We start from the raw sequence: 15,866 nt of genomic DNA, 5'->3' as shown, positions 1-15,866 counted from the left end.
GGGGAGTCTCAGCAGCAGGGCAGAAGCACCGCCCGCGGCACCTCGCCGAAGAGAGTCATCGGGTTGATGTACTCCCCATCCATGCGCACGCCGATGTGGAGCGCGCCGGGCTCGGTGTGTCCGCCGACGGAGAGCTTCCCGACGGTGTCGCCCGCGGCGACGGGTTCGCCGGGCGACAGGGCGGATGTCACCGGTTCGAGCGTGGTGACGAGCCCGCCGCCGTGATCGATCGTGAGCACGTCGCGATCCACGACCCGACCGGCGAAGGCGACGACGCCTCCGGCGGGTGCGCGCACCGTGAGCACGCCCATCGCCCGCACGTCGACCCCGCGGTGACCGCTGGCGTACCGGTGCGCCGGCGCCTCGAAGGGTCGCTCCAGGCTGAACGGCTCCAGCGGCCACGACCATCGAGACGAGGTCGCGCCGCCGTCGGGCGCCGGCGGCGTCGGCACCGGCGGATCGCGCGACCACGTGCTCGTGGGAAGCAGCGCGACGGCCACAGCCAGGACGACGCCCGCCGCCCGGCGCGCGGCTCTGATCCGGGTACCACGGAGGAACATCTCCACAGCGTGACGGCCCGTGCCGTGTCCCCGACCCGACGCCCGGCCACCGTGGACGAACCGTCGCCCGCGCGAGCCTGTGGAGGAACCGGTGACTGATACACTGGACCCCGCATCCCGCTCGTCGGGATGACTCCGCGTGCCCAGAGCGCGGCACCTTCGAAAGAAGCGTGCGGCGCGGCATCCACCCCCATCGGTCCTCGAAACCTCGAGGCGGGCGTGCGCCGGGCACCAGGCACGTCGTCGAACACGACGACGCGAATCAACCGCAAGAACGGCGCCCCGTGCGCCAGAGAAGGAGAACGGCCATGGCCGTCGTCACCATTCGCCAGCTGCTCGACAGCGGCGTGCACTTCGGACACCAGACCCGCCGGTGGAACCCGAAGGTCAAGCGCTTCATCCTCACCGAGCGCAGCGGCATCCACATCATCGACCTGCAGCAGTCGCTGTCGTACATCGACAAGGCGTACGAGTTCGTCAAGGAGACCGTCGCCCACGGCGGCACCGTCCTCTTCGTCGGCACCAAGAAGCAGGCGCAGGAGATCATCGCCGAGCAGGCGACGCGCGTCGGCCAGCCCTACGTGAACCAGCGCTGGCTCGGCGGACTGCTCACCAACTTCCAGACGGTGTCGAAGCGACTCCAGCGCATGAAGGAGCTCGAGGAGCTCGACTTCGAAGACCCCGCGGCGAGCGGCTTCACGAAGAAGGAGCTCCTGCTGAAGAAGCGCGAGCTCGACAAGCTGCACAAGTCGCTGGGCGGCATCCGCAACCTGCAGAAGACGCCGTCGGCGATCTGGGTCGTCGACGCCAAGCGCGAGCACCTCGCGATCGACGAGGCGGTCAAGCTCGGCATCCCCGTGATCGGCATCCTCGACACCAACGCCGACCCGGACGAGTTCCAGTACCCGATCCCCGGCAACGACGACGCGATCCGCTCGGTCAGCCTGCTGACCCGCATCATCGCCGACGCCGCCGCCGAGGGTCTGATCCAGCGTCACCAGCCCTCCGACGAGGCCGAGGCCGCCGAGCCCCTCGCCGACTGGGAGCGCGAGCTGCTCGAGCAGCCCACGCCGGAGCAGTCGTCCGCTGAGACCGAGAAGGTCGCCGACGAGAACGTCGCCCAGGCTGAGGCCGAGGAGATCGTCGCCGAGGGCCAGACGGAGGAAGCTCAGGCACCCGAGGCCGAGGCGCCCGAGGCCGAGACCGCGGTCGCCGACGAGACCGCCGCGAAGTAAGCACTCCGCACGATCATCGCCTCGGCGGGATTCCCGATCGGGATCCCGCCGAGGCATCCACGAGAACGCATCACAACATAGGAGCCGCCACCCATGGCAAACTTCACGATCGCCGACATCAAGGCGCTGCGCGAGCAGCTCGGCACCGGCATGGTCGACACGAAGAAGGCCCTCGAAGAGGCCGATGGCGATGTCGAGAAGGCCGTCGAGATCCTGCGTCTGAAGGGCGCGAAGGGCAACGCCAAGCGCGCTGACCGTTCGACGAGCGAAGGCCTCATCGCCGCGCGCGAGCAGGGCGACAAGGTCACCCTCATCGAGCTGGCGTGCGAGACCGACTTCGTCGCGAAGAACGACCGCTTCATCGCCCTCGCGGACAAGGTGGCCGACGCTGTCGCCGCCGTGGCCGCCGACTCGGTCGACGCCGCTCTCGCCGCCCCCGCCGGCAGCCAGACCGTCGCGCAGCTGATCGACGACGAGGCCGCCATCATCGGCGAGAAGGTGGAGCTGCGACGCGTCCGCACGCTCTCCGGCGACAAGTTCGAGGTCTACCTGCACAAGACCAGCAAGGACCTTCCCCCGCAGGTCGGCGTCGTGCTGGCCTACTCGGGCGATGACGCCGAGACCGCGCGCAGCCTCGCGCAGCACATCTCGTTCGCCAACCCGTCCTACCTGAACCGCGACGAGGTCCCCGAGGCCGATGTGGACAAGGAGCGCGAGATCGTGACCGAGATCTCGCGCAGCGAGGGCAAGCCCGAAGCGGCGCTGCCCAAGATCGTCGAGGGGCGCGTGAACGCGTTCTTCAAGCAGGTGTCGCTCCTGGACCAGGACTACGCGAAGGACAACAAGCTCTCCGTCGCGCAGGTCGCCAAGGACGCGGGGCTGACCCTCACCGGGTTCGCCCGCTTCAAGGTCGGCGCGTAACACTCCGGAAAGGCCCGCATCGAGTCGCGATGCGGGCCTTTTCTCATGCGTTCGGTAGTTTCCAAGGTGACGAGAGGACCAATTGTGAGCAGTGAGTCGACCGGGCGCCGTCGCGTCCTTCTGAAGCTTTCCGGCGAGGCGTTCGGCGGGGGCCAGCTCGGAGTCAACCCGGACGTGGTGAGCCAGATGGCGCGCGAGATCGCCGCCGCCGTCGACACCGTGGAGATCGCGGTCGTGGTGGGCGGCGGAAACTTCTTCCGCGGCGCGGAACTCAGCCAGCGCGGCATGGACCGCGGGCGCGCCGACTACATGGGGATGCTCGGGACGGTCATGAACGCGCTCGCCCTGCAGGACTTCCTGGAGCAGGCCGGCGCAGCCACGCGCGTGCAGTCGGCGATCTCGATGACACAGGTGGCCGAGCCGTACATCCCGCGCCGTGCGGCCCGTCACATGGAGAAGGGCCGCGTAGTCATCTTCGGTGCGGGCGCGGGTCTGCCGTACTTCTCGACCGACACCGTCGCCGCGCAGCGTGCCCTCGAGATCGGCGCGCAGGAGGTCCTGGTCGCCAAGAACGGCGTCGATGGGGTGTACACCGCCGACCCCAAGAAGGACGCGTCCGCCACACGCATCGACCGCATCACCTACCGGGATGCCCTCCAGCGGGGACTGAAGGTCGTCGATTCGACGGCGTTCAGCCTGTGCATGGACAACAAGATGGACATGCGGGTGTTCGGCATGGAGCCTGCGGGCAACGTGACCAAGGCGCTGCGCGGCGAGACCATCGGCACGCTGGTCACGGCGTGACGCGGCCCGCCTGAGTAGACTGAACGGGCTCATCAACGCGAAGGAGACACAGTGATCGCGGACGTCTTGGCCGATACCGGAGCGCGCATGGACCGCGCCGTAGAGGCTGCGAAGGAGGACTTCGCGACGGTGCGCACGGGACGGGCGAACCCGCAGCTGTTCCAGAAGATCCTGGTGGACTACTACGGCTCCCCGACGCCGTTGGCGCAGCTGGCGTCGCTCAACAACATCGAAGCACGCACGATCGTCGTCACCCCGTACGACAAGTCGGCCCTCAAGGCGATCGAGCAGGCGATCCGCGACACCCCCAATCTCGGGGCGAACCCGACCAACGACGGGAATCTGGTCCGGGTGACGATGCCGGAGCTGACCGAGGAGCGCCGCAAGGAGTACGTCAAGCTCGTGCGCACCAAGGGCGAGGACGCGAAGGTCCACGTCCGCGGCATCCGACGCAAGGCCAAGGACGACCTCGACGCGCTCAAGAGCGACGTCGGGGAGGACGAGCTGGTGCGGGCCGAGAAGGAGCTCGACAGCCTCACGCGCGCTCACGTCGACGCCATCGACGACGCGCTCAAGCGCAAAGAAGCCGAACTCCTCGAAGTCTGAGCAGGTCCATGTCCGACGTGCCCGGGGGAGTGCCCGAACCGAGTCCGGCTGAACCGCCGGCCACTCGGCGTGCTTTCGCGCAGGCGCGTCGAGCGGATGCTGCGGCCGACCCCTCGCAGGCTTTCCAGTCGCACGTGCGGGCGGCCCGCTCCGAGTTCGAGCACCAGGTCGCCCACGCGCGCGCGGAGTTCGAAGAGGCGAACGAGCGCATCAAGGCCCGCACCGGCCGCGACCTCATCGTCGCGATCGCGATCGGTCTCGCCATCGGGGCGGTGGTGCTGTCGAGCCTGCTGTTCGTGAAGGCGCTCTTCGTGCTGTTCGCACTGGCCGCCGCACTGCTGGGGGTGTTCGAGTTCTCGCGAGCTCTCATCGGCGCCGGACGACGCGTGGATGTCATTCCGCAGCTTGCGGCCGCCGTCGTGCTGGTGGTGTCCGGCTATCTGCTGGATCTGTGGCTCGTCTGGGTGATGGTCTTCGTCGCGGTGGCATTCGTGGTGGTGTGGCGTCTGGTCGCCCAGATGGTGACCGCGGACGGACGCGACTACGACCAGGTGCTGGGGGACGTGCTCGTCGCCGGCTTCATCCAGATGTACGTGTCCTTCCTCGCCAGCCTGTGCGTCGTCCTTCTCCGCCAGGACGGCGGCGAGTGGTGGGTGCTGGCGTTCATCATCGTCGCGGTCGCCTCCGACACCGGCGCGTACATCGCCGGGCTCACGCTCGGCCGCCACCCCATGGCGCCACACATCAGCCCGAAGAAGACGTGGGAGGGATTCGCCGGGGCGGCAGTGGCCGCCACGGTCGCCGGCGTCCTGCTGGCGCTGTTCATGCTGGGCCTGCCGTGGTGGACCGGAGTGGTTTTCGGCCTGGTCATCCTCGGCACCGCGACGGCGGGCGACCTCGGCGAATCCATGATCAAGCGCGACCTCGGCATCAAGGACATGAGCTCGTGGCTGCCCGGCCACGGCGGCGTCCTGGATCGGCTGGACTCCATCCTCCCGTCGGTGACCGCCGCTCTGGCCATGTACTACGTGCTCTCGCCGCTGGCGGTGTCGTGACCGCCGCAGAGACCGTCGCCGCCGCGGCGACTTTTCCGCGCGCCGTGGGGCGCTCCAAGGGCTACGACGTCGCAGCCGTCGACGAGTTCCTCGCGCGGGCACGCGGTGCCTTCGAGGGCACGGCGTCGCCGCTGACCGCCGCGGACGTCCGTTCCGTCGCCTTCCCCCTCGTCCGCCACGGATACGTCGTGGATGCAGTCGACAATGCGCTCAGCCGGATCGAAGACGCCTTCGCGGCGCGGGAGCGCGAGCACGCGCTGTCCGCCGCGGGTGCACGTGCGTGGGTCGGCCGCGTGAAGCAGACCGGCCAGACGGTGCTGGACCGTCTCAGCAGGCCCCGCGGGCAGCGCTTCGACCGCGTCGGCGCCCTCCACTACGGCTACCGCGTCGACGAGGTCGACCTCGTGGCGGACAAGCTGGCACGCTACCTCGAGCGCGGTGACGCCGTGACCGTCGACCAGGTGCGTTCGGTGGCGTTCCGCATGCAGCGCGGGGGCTACCGGGAGCTCCAGGTCGACGCGGTTCTGGACGCGGTCGTGGAAGTGATGCTCGCCGTCCGGTAGCCCGTCCTGCCGGATGGCAGGCGTCGGACTTGGTCGCTAGACTCGGCTCACTGTGACTTCCGGCGACGAGATCCTTCCGACACGACGCGAGCTCCGCACCCACGCGGAGCGCGTCACGCGGTCCTCCTCTCGGCAGGTCCCGGCGAGCAGTTCGGCTCCGCAGCGGTGGTCACGCCGTCGCAGCGTGCTGGGCGTGTTCGCCGCCTTCGCCGCCTTCGGATTCGTCGCCGCGTACGCCGGACCCACGGGCCTCGCGATATCGCAGGCGAGCGCCGAGGAGGCGCCCCCGATGTCGCTGTACGCCAGCTCGATGGCCGACATCCAGACCCGGGTCGTCGCCGGCGATGCCGAGCCGGCGGAGCCGCGCGACCTCGATCGCGGCGGGTACACGGTTTACGTCGAACCGAAGCCCACCCCCACTCCCGAGCCGGAGCCCGAGCCCGTCATCACGGCCGTCGACGCTGCCGCGCCGGCCGAGCCTGTCGCTCCCGCCGAACCGGTCGTGTGGACGCCCCCGTTCGTGACGCCGGATCCCGGATCAGCGCAGGCGATCGCGTACGACATGGTCAAGGCCCGCGGCTGGGGCGACGACGAGTTCTCCTGCCTCGTCGCGCTGTGGAACAAGGAGTCGGGCTGGCGTGTGAACGCCTACAACGCCTCGAGCGGTGCCTACGGCATCCCTCAGTCCCTTCCCGGCAGCAAGATGGCCACCGCCGGTGCGGACTGGGAGACGAACCCCGCCACGCAGATCACGTGGGGTCTGGGCTACATCAGTGGCCGCTACGGCGCTCCCTGCGGCGCGTGGGCGCACTCGCAGTCGGTCGGCTGGTACTGATCCGATGCCGCGATCTCACCGTCGCCGGCCCGAACCGGCCGGCGACGACTCCTTCGAGCGGCTGCTCGCCGGGTGGAAGCGGACGGAACTGCGCCGCGGTGTCGAATGGACCGTGCAGCCCGTCTCGGCGGCTCAGGCGCAGAAGTCCTACATCTGTCCGGGATGCGGTCGATCCATCGACGTCGGGGTCGCGCATGTGGTGACCTGGCGAGCGGACGGCGTGCTCGGAGACGAGGCCGACCTGGCGGCGCGGCGGCATTGGCACGGACACTGCTGGAGGATCGGCTGATATGGAGATACGCGGACCCCTCATGCTCCCTGCGCGGCGGGAGGACATCGAGCTCGAGACCATCGACGGTCTGCGGCTGGTCGGCGAGCTCGCGCTGCCCGAGAACGGTGAACCGCGGGCGATGCTCGTGACCCTGCATCCGCTGCCGACCGCCGGCGGATTCATGGACTCCCACATCCTGCGCAAGGCGGCGGCTCGCCTTCCCGCACTGGCTGACATCGGCGTGCTGCGCTTCAACACCCGCGGTACCGAGTCTCCGCGCGGGCGCAGTGACGGCGAGTTCGACGGCGGCCGGGCCGAGGCGTTCGACCTGGCCGCGGCTGTCGACTTCGTCCGGGAGCGCGGACTCCCGCGACCGTGGCTGGTGGGCTGGTCCTTCGGGACCGAGCTGGCGCTGAAGTACGGGCGCGATCACGAGATCGAGGGAACCATCCTGCTCTCGCCGCCCCTGCATCGGGCGACGGACGACGACGTGGCGGCGTGGGCGGGGGACACGCGGCCCATGGTGGTGCTGGTGCCCGAGTTCGACGACTACTTGCGCCCGGATGCCGCGATGCGCCGTTTCTCGACCGTCCCACACGCGACGCTCATCCCCGTCGAGGGCGGAAAGCACCTGTGGGTCGGCGAGCACCAGACGCGGCGAGTGCTCACCGAGATCGTCGGCGCGGTGCATCCCGAGGCGCTGCCGCTGCCCGTGGAGTGGCACGGCGGCGCGGCGCACCGGGACTGAGTCAGCGCTCGTTCTGCCGAGGGATGATCACCTGGCGGTAGATGATCAGGATGCTGGCCGCCACCGGGATAGCCACGAGCGCGCCCAGGAGCCCGAGCAGCGAGCCGCCGGCGAGAGCGGCGATCACCACGACGGCGCCGGGCACCGAGACCGCACGGCCCATGATCCGGGGAGCGATGACGTACGCCTCGATCTGCATGTAGATGAGGTAGTAGATCGCGGCGATGAGCGCCGTCTGCGGCGATCCGAGACCGGGGATGAGGCACGTCAGCACGATGATCGTCGATCCGGTGAGCGTTCCCACCAGCGGGATGATCGAGAAGAAGAACGCGATCACGGCCAGGACCGCCGGGAACGGTGCCTGGATGATGGAGAGGAAGATCGCGCTCAGCACGCCGTTGATCACCCCGAGGCTCAGCTGCCCGATGACGAAATATCCCACCGAGTCGGTGATCTGCTCGCCGAGATCGATGAACCTCTCGCGCTTGGAGGCGGGCACGAGCTGATAGACCGCGCGCTTCAGGCTCGGCGTGGAGGCGGTGAAGTAGATCGTGAGGATGAGCACGATGAACGCCCCGGCCAGCCCACCCAGGATCGCGCCGCCGATCACGATGATGCTGCCGCCCACCTGTTCGCCGATCTGGCTGTAGTCCAGCGAGTTCAGCCATTCCTGCACGTACTCGAAGACGTCGTCGACGGCGAGCTGGGGGAAGTTCTCGGTCATCCACTGCCGCAGCTCCGACACCGGGTCCCAGGACCCGTCCTCGACGAGCTCGGTGATCTGCGCCACGAGCTGGGAGATCTGCTGCACGATGATCGGCACGATCATGAGGATGATGCCCGCGAAGGCGGCGAGCACGCCGAGGATCGTCACCAGCACCGCGGCCCAGCGCGGCAGCTTCCGCCGCTCCAGCCAGCCGACCACCGGATCCAGGCCCAGTGAGAGGAAGAGCGCGGTGCCGACGTACAGCAGGATCGTCGACAGCGTCTGGACGCTTCCGATCAGCAGCAGTCCCAGGCCGACGCCCAGAGTCGCGACCAGGGCGACCCGGAACGGGTTGTGGATCTTCATCGGCGCGCAGCCCTTCTCGGCGATGCGCCGACTCGATGGTGTCAGGATACGCAGGGGAAGTCGTCGAGCCCGGCAATGGCTCCTCCCACGGCGCTTTCAGGTCGTTTTCGCTACGCTGGAACGTCGAGTCGAGGGTCCGCGCCGCCTATGCGCGGACTCATGAGAGGTGTTCGAGTGCGTTTCGTGTGGGCCGTTGCGGCATTCGTCCTCGCCGCTCTGATGATCGGTGCGGGCATCGCCCAGCGCACCCTCTTCCAAGGACCCGACACCGAGACGGTGGCCGTGGAGGCCGAGCAGGAGGCACCGTATCTGGTGGTCGACGGCGCTGTTCTGAACCGGCTGCCCGGTGCCCAGTCGCTGCGCGCCGAGGGCACCGGAGAGATCTTCGCCGCGTACGGTCGCACGGCCGACGTCCGCGCCTGGCTGTCGGATGACTCGTACAACGCCGTCACCGTTGATGAGGCAGGTGCCGTGTCGGTCGCCCTCGTGGAGCCCGAGGCTCCGGAAGAGGAGGCGCCGGCTGCGACGCCGACGCCCGAGACGACCGCGACCGATGCGCCGGAGGAGTCCGAAGGTGCCGCGGCCGACGACGCAGCCGCGGACGCCGGTCGCGACCCGGCGGGGTCGGACCTCTGGCTCGAGGAGTTCGTCCAGGCGGACGAACTCGTCGCACCCTTGCAGCTGCCCTCGGAGATGAGCGTCATCCTCGCCGCCGACGGCACGGCACCCGCCCCCTCGAGCGTGAGCGTGTCGTGGCCGATCTCGAGCACCACGCCGTGGGCCGGCCCGCTCATCCTCGCCGGAAGCGTCGTCATGGCCGTCGGCGTCCTGCTCTACATCCTCGGCATCCGCCATGCCCGGCGCTCGCGCGGCCCGCGGCGCAAGGGGCTGCCGCTGCAGCAGACGCAGCCCATAGACGTGTCGGACGACGCCGAGGGCAAAGGCATGATCAGCTCCACATCGCGTGCCCGCCGCGCCCTCACCCGCGGCCGCCGCGTGGGCATGGCCCTCCCGGTCATCGCGGTGTCGGCTCTGGCTGTCTCGGGCTGCTCGGCCGATGCCTGGCCCCAGCTCGGCGCCTCGCCGACCCCGTCGCCGAGCGCCTCGGTGATCGTCCCCGAAGGCCAGCAGGCGCCCGCGGTCACGGCCGTGCAGGCGGAGCGGATCCTCGCCCGGGTCGCGACCACGGTCGCGCAGGCGGACGAGGACCTCGACATCGACCTCGCCGCCACCCGGCTCGTCGGCGCCCCTCTGGCCGCCCGAGAGACCAACTACACGCTGCGAGCGGAGATCGACGACTACGCGGCGCCGGCGGCGATCCTCGACGGCGACCTGTCGCTCGTCCTCCCTCAGGCCTCCGACAGCTGGCCTCGATCGGTCCTGACCGTGGTGGACGACGCCGAGACGCGCACGTCGAGCATCATGGTCCTCACGCAGGACGATCCGTGGTCGAGCTACAAGCTCAGCTATCTCGCCAGCCTCGAAGCCGACACGCTCATGCCGGATCTCGCCCCCTATTACATCGGGGCGACCCAGGTGGCGCCGGACTCCCCATTCCTCGTGATGCCCCCCGAGCAGATCGCAGCGGCCTATTCGGACGTCATCAACAACGGCGAGGAGAGCGAGTTCGCGGCGATGTTCGACGCCGAGACCGATCAGTTCCGCGCGAGCATCACCGCCGACCGCGAACGCCGACTCGAGGAGTTCAACGAGACGGCATCCCGTACCGGTCGCCTGACGTTCTCGTCCGAGCCCGGGGCGTACGACCCGTTCGCGATCGCCACTCTCGAGAGCGGCGCCGTCGTGGCCGTCACCATCAACGAGACCGACACGGTGAGGCCGACGAACGAAGAAGCCGTGATCAAGCTCGACGGAAACGCGACAGTGCGCACGCTCGCCGGGGCAGAGCAGTCGGCCACCGGGTTCACGACGACATTCAGCGACCAGCTCTTCTTCTACGTGCCCGGACAGGGCTCGACCGAGAAGATCCGTCTTCTCGGCTATGCATCCGACATCCTCGACGCGAAGGTGATCAAGTGACCGATGTAGCCGCCGGGGCCGCGATGCGCGGCGCCGTGGACCTCTCCGCTCTCCGCAACCGCCCCGACCCGGCGGTGGCTCAGGGCGCGTCGCCGGGCGCGCCCGACGTCTCGCTCGTGATGGACGTCACGGACGAGTCCTTCCCCCAGGTCATGGAGCTGTCGCGGACCGTGCCGGTCGTCCTCGACCTGTGGGCGGAGTGGTGCGGCCCGTGCAAGCAGCTGAGTCCCGTCCTCGAGCGTGTGGTGCAGGAGCTCGGCGGCCGTCTGGTTCTGGCGAAGGTCGACGTCGACGCGAATCCGCAGATCTCTCAGGCCTTCCGCGCCCAGTCCATCCCGATGGTGGTCGCCCTGGTCGCCGGTCAGCCGGTCCCGCTGTTCAACGGCGCGGTCCCGGAGCAGCAGGTCCGCGACGTGTTCGCTCAGCTGCTCCAGCTCGCAGGCCAGCACGGGGTCACCGGCGTCGTTCCCGTCGGCGATGCGCCGGCCGCGGACGAGGCGGCTCCAGAGGAGCCTCCGCTGCCCCCGCTTCATGCGGAGGCGCACGATGCGATCGAGGCGGGGGACTATCCCCGTGCCATCGCGGCGTTCGAGAAGGCCCTCGCAGAGAATCCCCGAGACGCGGATGCTCGTGCCGGGCTCGGCCAGGTGCGCCTTCTCGAGCGGGTGCGGCAGGCCGGCCTCAGCGATGTCCGCGCTGCGGCCGCGCAGAATCCCGCCGACGCGGACGCGCAGCTGGCCGTTGCGGATCTCGATGTCGCGGGTGGGCACATCGACGACGCCTTCGGGCGACTGCTCGACCTCTTCGGCGCACTCCCCACCGATGAGCGCGGGCCGGTCCGCGAGCGACTGCTCGAGCTGTTCGGGGTCGTCGGCGACACCGACCCCCGTGTCGTCCGTGCCCGGGCTCGCCTGGCTTCGCTGATGTTCTGATCATTCCGGCCCGGCGCCTCAGACGCCGGGCCGGAATGATCAGCCGCGCGTCGGCGAGGGGATGTGCGCCTGCGGATCGTGCCGCAGCCACAGCACTCCGAGTGGCGGCAGGACCATGTGGGCCCGCCCGGCGGCGTCGGTGTGGACCATGCCGAGGTTGCCGACTCCCGATCCGCCGTACTCCTGGGCGTCCGAGTTGAGGACTTCGTGCCACGCGCCCTGCTCGGGCATGTCGAGCTCGAACCCGTGGATCGGCACTCCGGAGAAGTTGCACACCACCACGACGGCGTTTCCGTGCCAGTCGCGGCGGGCGAAGGCCTGGACGTTGGGATTCCACGAGGGCGAGCCCAGGCGTGCGAAGGCGGCGCCGTCGGTGTCGCGCGCCCACAGCGCGGAGAGGGAGCGGTAGGTGCTGTTCAGCGTCCCGACGAAGCTGTGCAGCTGGGCGTGGGACGGCTGGTCGAGGATCCACCAGTCGAGGCCGCGTCCTTCCGACCACTCGGAGAGCTGCCCGAACTCCTGGCCCATGAACAGCAGCTGCTTGCCGGGATGACCCCACATGTAGGCCAGGAACGCCCGCATGTTCGCCAGCTTCTGCCAGTGATCGCCCGGCATCCGGGTGAACAGGCTCCCCTTGCCGTGCACGACCTCGTCGTGGCTGATGGGCAGGAGGTAGTTCTCGCTGAACGCGTACACGAACGAGAACGACAGTTCACCCTCGTGGTGCGAGCGATACATCGGGTCGCGCGAGATGTACTGCAGCGAGTCGTTCATCCACCCCATGTTCCACTTGAACCCGAAGCCGAGTCCGGCGTGGTCGGTGGGGGCGGTGACGCCGGGGAAGCTCGTCGACTCCTCGGCGATCATGGCGATGCCGGGATAGCGCTTGTAGGCGGTGGCGTTGACCTCCTGCAGGAACGAGATGGCCTCGAGGTTCTCACGGCCGCCGTGCACGTTCGGCACCCACTCGCCGTCTTCGCGGGAGTAGTCCAGGTAGAGCATGGACGCCACCGCGTCCACGCGCAGCCCGTCGACGTGGAACTCCTCGAACCAGTAGAGGGCGTTGGCGACGAGGAAGTTGCGCACTTCGCGGCGGCCGTAGTCGAAGATGTAGGTGCCCCAGTCGCGATGCTCGCCGCGACGCGGGTCGGCGTGCTCGTAGAGCGGGTCGCCGTCGAATCGGGCGAGGGCGAAGTCGTCCTTCGGGAAGTGACCCGGCACCCAGTCCATGATCACGCCGATGCCCGCCTGGTGCAGCCGGTCGATCAGGTAACGCAGATCATCGGGGTTGCCGAAGCGGCTGGTGGGCGCGTAGTACCCGGTCACCTGGTACCCCCACGAGCCGCCGAAGGGGTGCTCGGCCAGTGGCAGGAACTCCACGTGGGTGAAGCCGAGGTCGGTGACGTAGTCGACGATGGCGTCGGCGGCCTCGCGGTAGCCGAGGCCCGGGCGCCACGATCCGAGATGGAGCTCGTACACGGACATGGGCTGGGAGAGGGGCGTCGAGCGGGCGCGACGGGTCATCCACTCGTCGTCCTGCCAGCGGTACGACGAATCGTCGACGACGACGGATGCCGTGGCGGGCGGGACCTCGGCGAAGCGCGCCATGGGGTCGGCCTTGACGACCCAGTGCCCGTGGCGCGTGCGGAACTCGAACTTGTAGTTCTGGCCGGCGGTGACGCCCGGGATGAAGAGCTCCCAGATTCCGCTGGCGCCCATCGAACGCATCGCGTGGCCGGAGCCGTCCCACCCGTTGAAGTCGCCCACGATGCGTGCCGAGCGCGCGTTGGGGGCCCAGACGGCGAACGCGGTGCCCGTGGCGCCGTCGTGCTCGCGCACGTGCGCGCCCAGAACCTGCCAGAGCTGCTCGTGACGGCCCTCGGCGATGAGATGGAGGTCGAGGTCGCCGAGCAGCGGCGGGTGGCGGTACGGGTCGTCGGCGACGTAGTCGGAGCCGTCCTCGTAGGTCGTCTCGATCTCGTAACGTCCGCCGGTCCCCTTCTTCACGCCCTCCCAGATGCCGGCGTGCAGATGCTCGAGCGGCACGCGCGTGCCGTCTGCGAACACGGCGGTGACCGTTCGCGCCAGCGGCCGGCGGGTGCGGACGGTCCACGCCGGGGCGCCGTCGACCGTCATGGGGTGCAGGCCCAGCACGGCGTGGGGGTCGTGATGGGCGCCGGCTGCGATCTCGTCGAGCAGCTCTGGTGCGATGGTCATCGGGACTCCTTGACATGCAGGATGTGGACGGGCTCGCGGAAGGCGTCGAGCTGGACGTAGTTGTGATCGGACCAGGTCCACTGCTCGCCTGTGACGAGGTCTTCGACCTCGAACGGCTCGCCGAGGGGCACACCCCACACACGCGAGTCGAGGTGGACCATCGTCTGCCGCACCGAGTGGGGATCGACATTGACCACGACGATGATCGTGTCGCTTCTGCCCTCGGGCGACAGCGCCGCGTCGATGTGCTTGGCATAGACGAGGATCGCGTCGTCGTCGCTCCAATGCACGCTGAGGTTGCGCAGCTGGCGCAGCGCCGGATGAGCGCGACGGATCTCGTTGAGTCGCGCGAGATACGGCGCGAGCGAATCGCCGTGCGCCTCGGCTCCGGCCCAGTCCCGCAGCTTGTACTCGTACTTCTCGTTGTCGATGTTCTCTTCCGAGCCCGGGCGGGCGACATTCTCGTAGAGCTCGTAGCCGGCGTACACCCCGTAGGTGGGGGCGGCGGTCGCGGCGATCGCCGCACGGATCCGGTACGCGGGTCGCCCTCCGAACTGAAGGTACTCCGTGAGGATGTCAGGCGTGTTGACGAAGAGATTCGGGCGCAGGAAGTCCGCGGTGTCGTGGGCGAGTCCGCTGAGGAACTCCTCGAGCTCGGTCTTGGTGTTGCGCCACGTGAAATAGGTGTAGCTCTGCTGGAAGCCCGCCGAGGCGAGACTCTGCAGCGGTGCGGGACGCGTGAAGGCCTCGGCGAGGAACACGACATCGGGGTCTTCGGCGTTGATCGTGCCGATCAGCCACTCCCAGAACTGCAACGGCTTGGTGTGGGGGTTGTCGACACGGAAGATCTTGACTCCCTGGGCGATCCAGTGCCTCACCACGCGCAGGGCTTCGGCGCGGATGCCCTCCGGGTCGTTGTCGAAGTTGATCGGATAGATGTCCTGATACTTCTTGGGCGGGTTCTCGGCGTATGCGATCGACCCGTCGGGAAGCGTCGTGAACCATTCCGGGTGCTCGGCCACCCAGGGATGGTCCGGTGCGGCCTGGAGGGCGAAGTCGAGAGCGACCTCGATGCCCTCGGCGCGCGCCGCGCGGACGAACGCGCGGAAGTCCGCGAGCGTTCCGAGATCCGGGTGGACGGCGTCGTGACCGCCCTCGGCGGCTCCGATGGCCCAGGGAGAGCCCGGATCCGATGGCTGCGGGTCGAGCGTGTTGTTGCGGCCCTTGCGATTGATGCGGCCGATGGGGTGGATCGGGGGCAGGTAAAGGACGTCGAACCCCATCCGCGCGACCTCGGGCAGGCGACGGGTGGCCGTGCGGAACGTGCCGCTCTTGATCGACCCGTCCTTCATGAGCTTGGCTCCCTCGGAGCGCGGGAAGAACTCGTACCACGCGCCCACTCCGGCCCGCTCGCGTTCCACCAGGAGCTCGAGCTCGTCGCCGAAGGTCATGAGCGAGGTGAGGGGCCGATCGTGAAAGGACGCGGCGATGGCCGGATCCGCGACGATGTCGAGCGCCGCGGCGTCATCCACGCCGGCGTCCCGCAGGCGCTCGGCCGCGTCCTGAAGCAGTCGGCGCTGCGGGGCCGGCCGGGTCCGCTCCCGAGCCGCCTGATCGAACAGCCGTGCACCGATCTCACGCATGAGGGGCGCGTCGACGCCGGCCGCGATCTTCAGCGCGGCGGCGTGCTTCCAGGTGCCGAAGTCGTCGGCGAAGGCCTCGAAGCGGAAGCGCCAGACGCCTTGCTCGTACAGGGCGACGAGCGTCTGCCACTGGTCGAGCCCGTTCTCCAGCGAGGTCAGACGGTGCAGCGACACGTCTCCGCCGGGGGAGGTCAACCTCAGCTGCACGCCGATGCGATCGTGTCCCTCGCGGAAGGCGGTGACGCGGAACGGGACGACCTCGCCGCTGAAGGCCTTGGGCCGGAAATCGCCCCAGGGGACCGAGGGAACGGGTTTGGCCATCGGTATGCGCGAGGAGCGGGTCTGCCGGACGGGCTGCTGGTCT

15 protein-coding genes are annotated in these 15,866 nt (G+C 69.1%); 11 read left to right on the top strand and 4 right to left on the bottom strand.

Features of this window, described 5'->3' with window-relative positions:
- Nucleotides 1–8: 8 nt before the first annotated feature.
- Complete coding sequence (locus Q9S36_RS15510) at nt 9–560, bottom strand: M23 family metallopeptidase (protein WP_311285860.1); 552 nt, start codon at nt 558–560, stop codon at nt 9–11.
- A gap of 308 nt (nt 561–868) precedes the next feature.
- Between Q9S36_RS15510 and rpsB the strand changes: the two genes are divergently transcribed.
- The 9 genes from rpsB (at nt 869) to Q9S36_RS15465 (ending at nt 7,598) form a co-directional block, all read left to right on the top strand.
- Nucleotides 869–1,795 carry a 30S ribosomal protein S2 gene (gene rpsB / locus Q9S36_RS15505; RefSeq protein WP_311285859.1) on the top strand — a complete coding sequence of 309 codons (927 nt, stop codon included), beginning with the start codon at nt 869–871 and terminating at the stop codon, nt 1,793–1,795.
- A 93-nt stretch (nt 1,796–1,888) separates the two neighbouring features.
- Complete coding sequence (gene tsf / locus Q9S36_RS15500) at nt 1,889–2,716, top strand: translation elongation factor Ts (RefSeq protein WP_251449975.1); 828 nt, start codon at nt 1,889–1,891, stop codon at nt 2,714–2,716.
- A gap of 84 nt (nt 2,717–2,800) precedes the next feature.
- On the top strand, nt 2,801–3,520 hold the full coding sequence (gene pyrH / locus Q9S36_RS15495; protein ID WP_311285858.1) for a UMP kinase: 720 nt from the start codon (nt 2,801–2,803) through the stop codon (nt 3,518–3,520).
- 51 nt (nt 3,521–3,571) lie between these two features.
- Nucleotides 3,572–4,126 (top strand): ribosome recycling factor, encoded by a 555-nt coding sequence (gene frr, locus Q9S36_RS15490; protein ID WP_311285857.1) that lies wholly within the window; start codon nt 3,572–3,574, stop codon nt 4,124–4,126.
- Nucleotides 4,127–4,134: 8 nt separating this feature from the next.
- Complete coding sequence (locus Q9S36_RS15485; protein ID WP_311285856.1) at nt 4,135–5,181, top strand: phosphatidate cytidylyltransferase; 1,047 nt, start codon at nt 4,135–4,137, stop codon at nt 5,179–5,181.
- Nucleotides 5,178–5,744, top strand: a complete 567-nt coding sequence (locus Q9S36_RS15480) for a DivIVA domain-containing protein (RefSeq protein ID WP_311285855.1) — start codon at nt 5,178–5,180, stop codon at nt 5,742–5,744. Before Q9S36_RS15485 ends, Q9S36_RS15480 begins: the two co-directional genes overlap by 4 nt.
- 52 nt (nt 5,745–5,796) lie before the next feature.
- Nucleotides 5,797–6,579, top strand: a complete 783-nt coding sequence (locus tag Q9S36_RS15475) for a lytic transglycosylase domain-containing protein (RefSeq protein ID WP_396653777.1) — start codon at nt 5,797–5,799, stop codon at nt 6,577–6,579.
- Nucleotides 6,580–6,583: 4 nt separating this feature from the next.
- Nucleotides 6,584–6,868 carry a hypothetical protein gene (locus Q9S36_RS15470; RefSeq protein ID WP_251449963.1) on the top strand — a complete coding sequence of 95 codons (285 nt, stop codon included), beginning with the start codon at nt 6,584–6,586 and terminating at the stop codon, nt 6,866–6,868.
- A 1-nt stretch (nt 6,869) separates the two neighbouring features.
- Nucleotides 6,870–7,598 (top strand): alpha/beta hydrolase, encoded by a 729-nt coding sequence (locus Q9S36_RS15465; protein WP_311285853.1) that lies wholly within the window; start codon nt 6,870–6,872, stop codon nt 7,596–7,598.
- A 1-nt stretch (nt 7,599) separates the two neighbouring features.
- Here Q9S36_RS15465 and Q9S36_RS15460 read toward each other — a convergent pair whose 3' ends face one another.
- Entirely contained in the window at nt 7,600–8,670 is a 1,071-nt protein-coding gene (locus Q9S36_RS15460) for an AI-2E family transporter (protein ID WP_251449959.1), read from the bottom strand.
- 174 nt (nt 8,671–8,844) lie between these two features.
- Between Q9S36_RS15460 and Q9S36_RS15455 the strand changes: the two genes are divergently transcribed.
- Nucleotides 8,845–10,710, top strand: a complete 1,866-nt coding sequence (locus tag Q9S36_RS15455; RefSeq protein ID WP_311285852.1) for a glycosyl transferase — start codon at nt 8,845–8,847, stop codon at nt 10,708–10,710.
- Nucleotides 10,707–11,642, top strand: coding sequence for a tetratricopeptide repeat protein (locus Q9S36_RS15450; protein WP_311285851.1), 936 nt, complete (start codon nt 10,707–10,709; stop codon nt 11,640–11,642). Before Q9S36_RS15455 ends, Q9S36_RS15450 begins: the two co-directional genes overlap by 4 nt.
- Before the next feature lie 39 nt (nt 11,643–11,681).
- Here the strand turns inward: Q9S36_RS15450 and glgB are convergent, their stop codons facing one another.
- Entirely contained in the window at nt 11,682–13,859 is a 2,178-nt protein-coding gene (gene glgB / locus Q9S36_RS15445; RefSeq protein ID WP_311285850.1) for a 1,4-alpha-glucan branching protein GlgB, read from the bottom strand.
- Nucleotides 13,856–15,823, bottom strand: coding sequence for a maltotransferase domain-containing protein (locus Q9S36_RS15440; protein ID WP_311285849.1), 1,968 nt, complete (start codon nt 15,821–15,823; stop codon nt 13,856–13,858). Before Q9S36_RS15440 ends, glgB begins: the two co-directional genes overlap by 4 nt.
- Between the last annotated feature and the right edge of the window lie 43 nt (nt 15,824–15,866).

The organism is Microbacterium sp. ARD31 (assembly GCF_031844425.1).
Note: the sequence above shows the minus strand (reverse complement) of the source record. Positions and strands in the feature narration are given on the sequence as shown.

What these genes read in the sequence shown, in the direction of transcription:
- tsf (WP_251449975.1), top strand. Translation starts at nt 1,889, where the DNA reads ATGGCAAACTTCACGATCGCCGACATCAAGGCGCTGCGCGAGCAGCTC.
- Q9S36_RS15440 (WP_311285849.1), bottom strand. Translation starts at nt 15,823, where the DNA reads ATGGCCAAACCCGTTCCCTCGGTCCCCTGGGGCGATTTCCGGCCCAAG.
- Q9S36_RS15460 (WP_251449959.1), bottom strand. Translation starts at nt 8,670, where the DNA reads ATGAAGATCCACAACCCGTTCCGGGTCGCCCTGGTCGCGACTCTGGGC.
- Q9S36_RS15465 (WP_311285853.1), top strand. Translation starts at nt 6,870, where the DNA reads ATGGAGATACGCGGACCCCTCATGCTCCCTGCGCGGCGGGAGGACATC.
- Q9S36_RS15470 (WP_251449963.1), top strand. Translation starts at nt 6,584, where the DNA reads ATGCCGCGATCTCACCGTCGCCGGCCCGAACCGGCCGGCGACGACTCC.
- Q9S36_RS15510 (WP_311285860.1), bottom strand. Translation starts at nt 560, where the DNA reads ATGTTCCTCCGTGGTACCCGGATCAGAGCCGCGCGCCGGGCGGCGGGC.
- glgB (WP_311285850.1), bottom strand. Translation starts at nt 13,859, where the DNA reads ATGACCATCGCACCAGAGCTGCTCGACGAGATCGCAGCCGGCGCCCAT.
- Q9S36_RS15485 (WP_311285856.1), top strand. Translation starts at nt 4,135, where the DNA reads ATGTCCGACGTGCCCGGGGGAGTGCCCGAACCGAGTCCGGCTGAACCG.
- rpsB (WP_311285859.1), top strand. Translation starts at nt 869, where the DNA reads ATGGCCGTCGTCACCATTCGCCAGCTGCTCGACAGCGGCGTGCACTTC.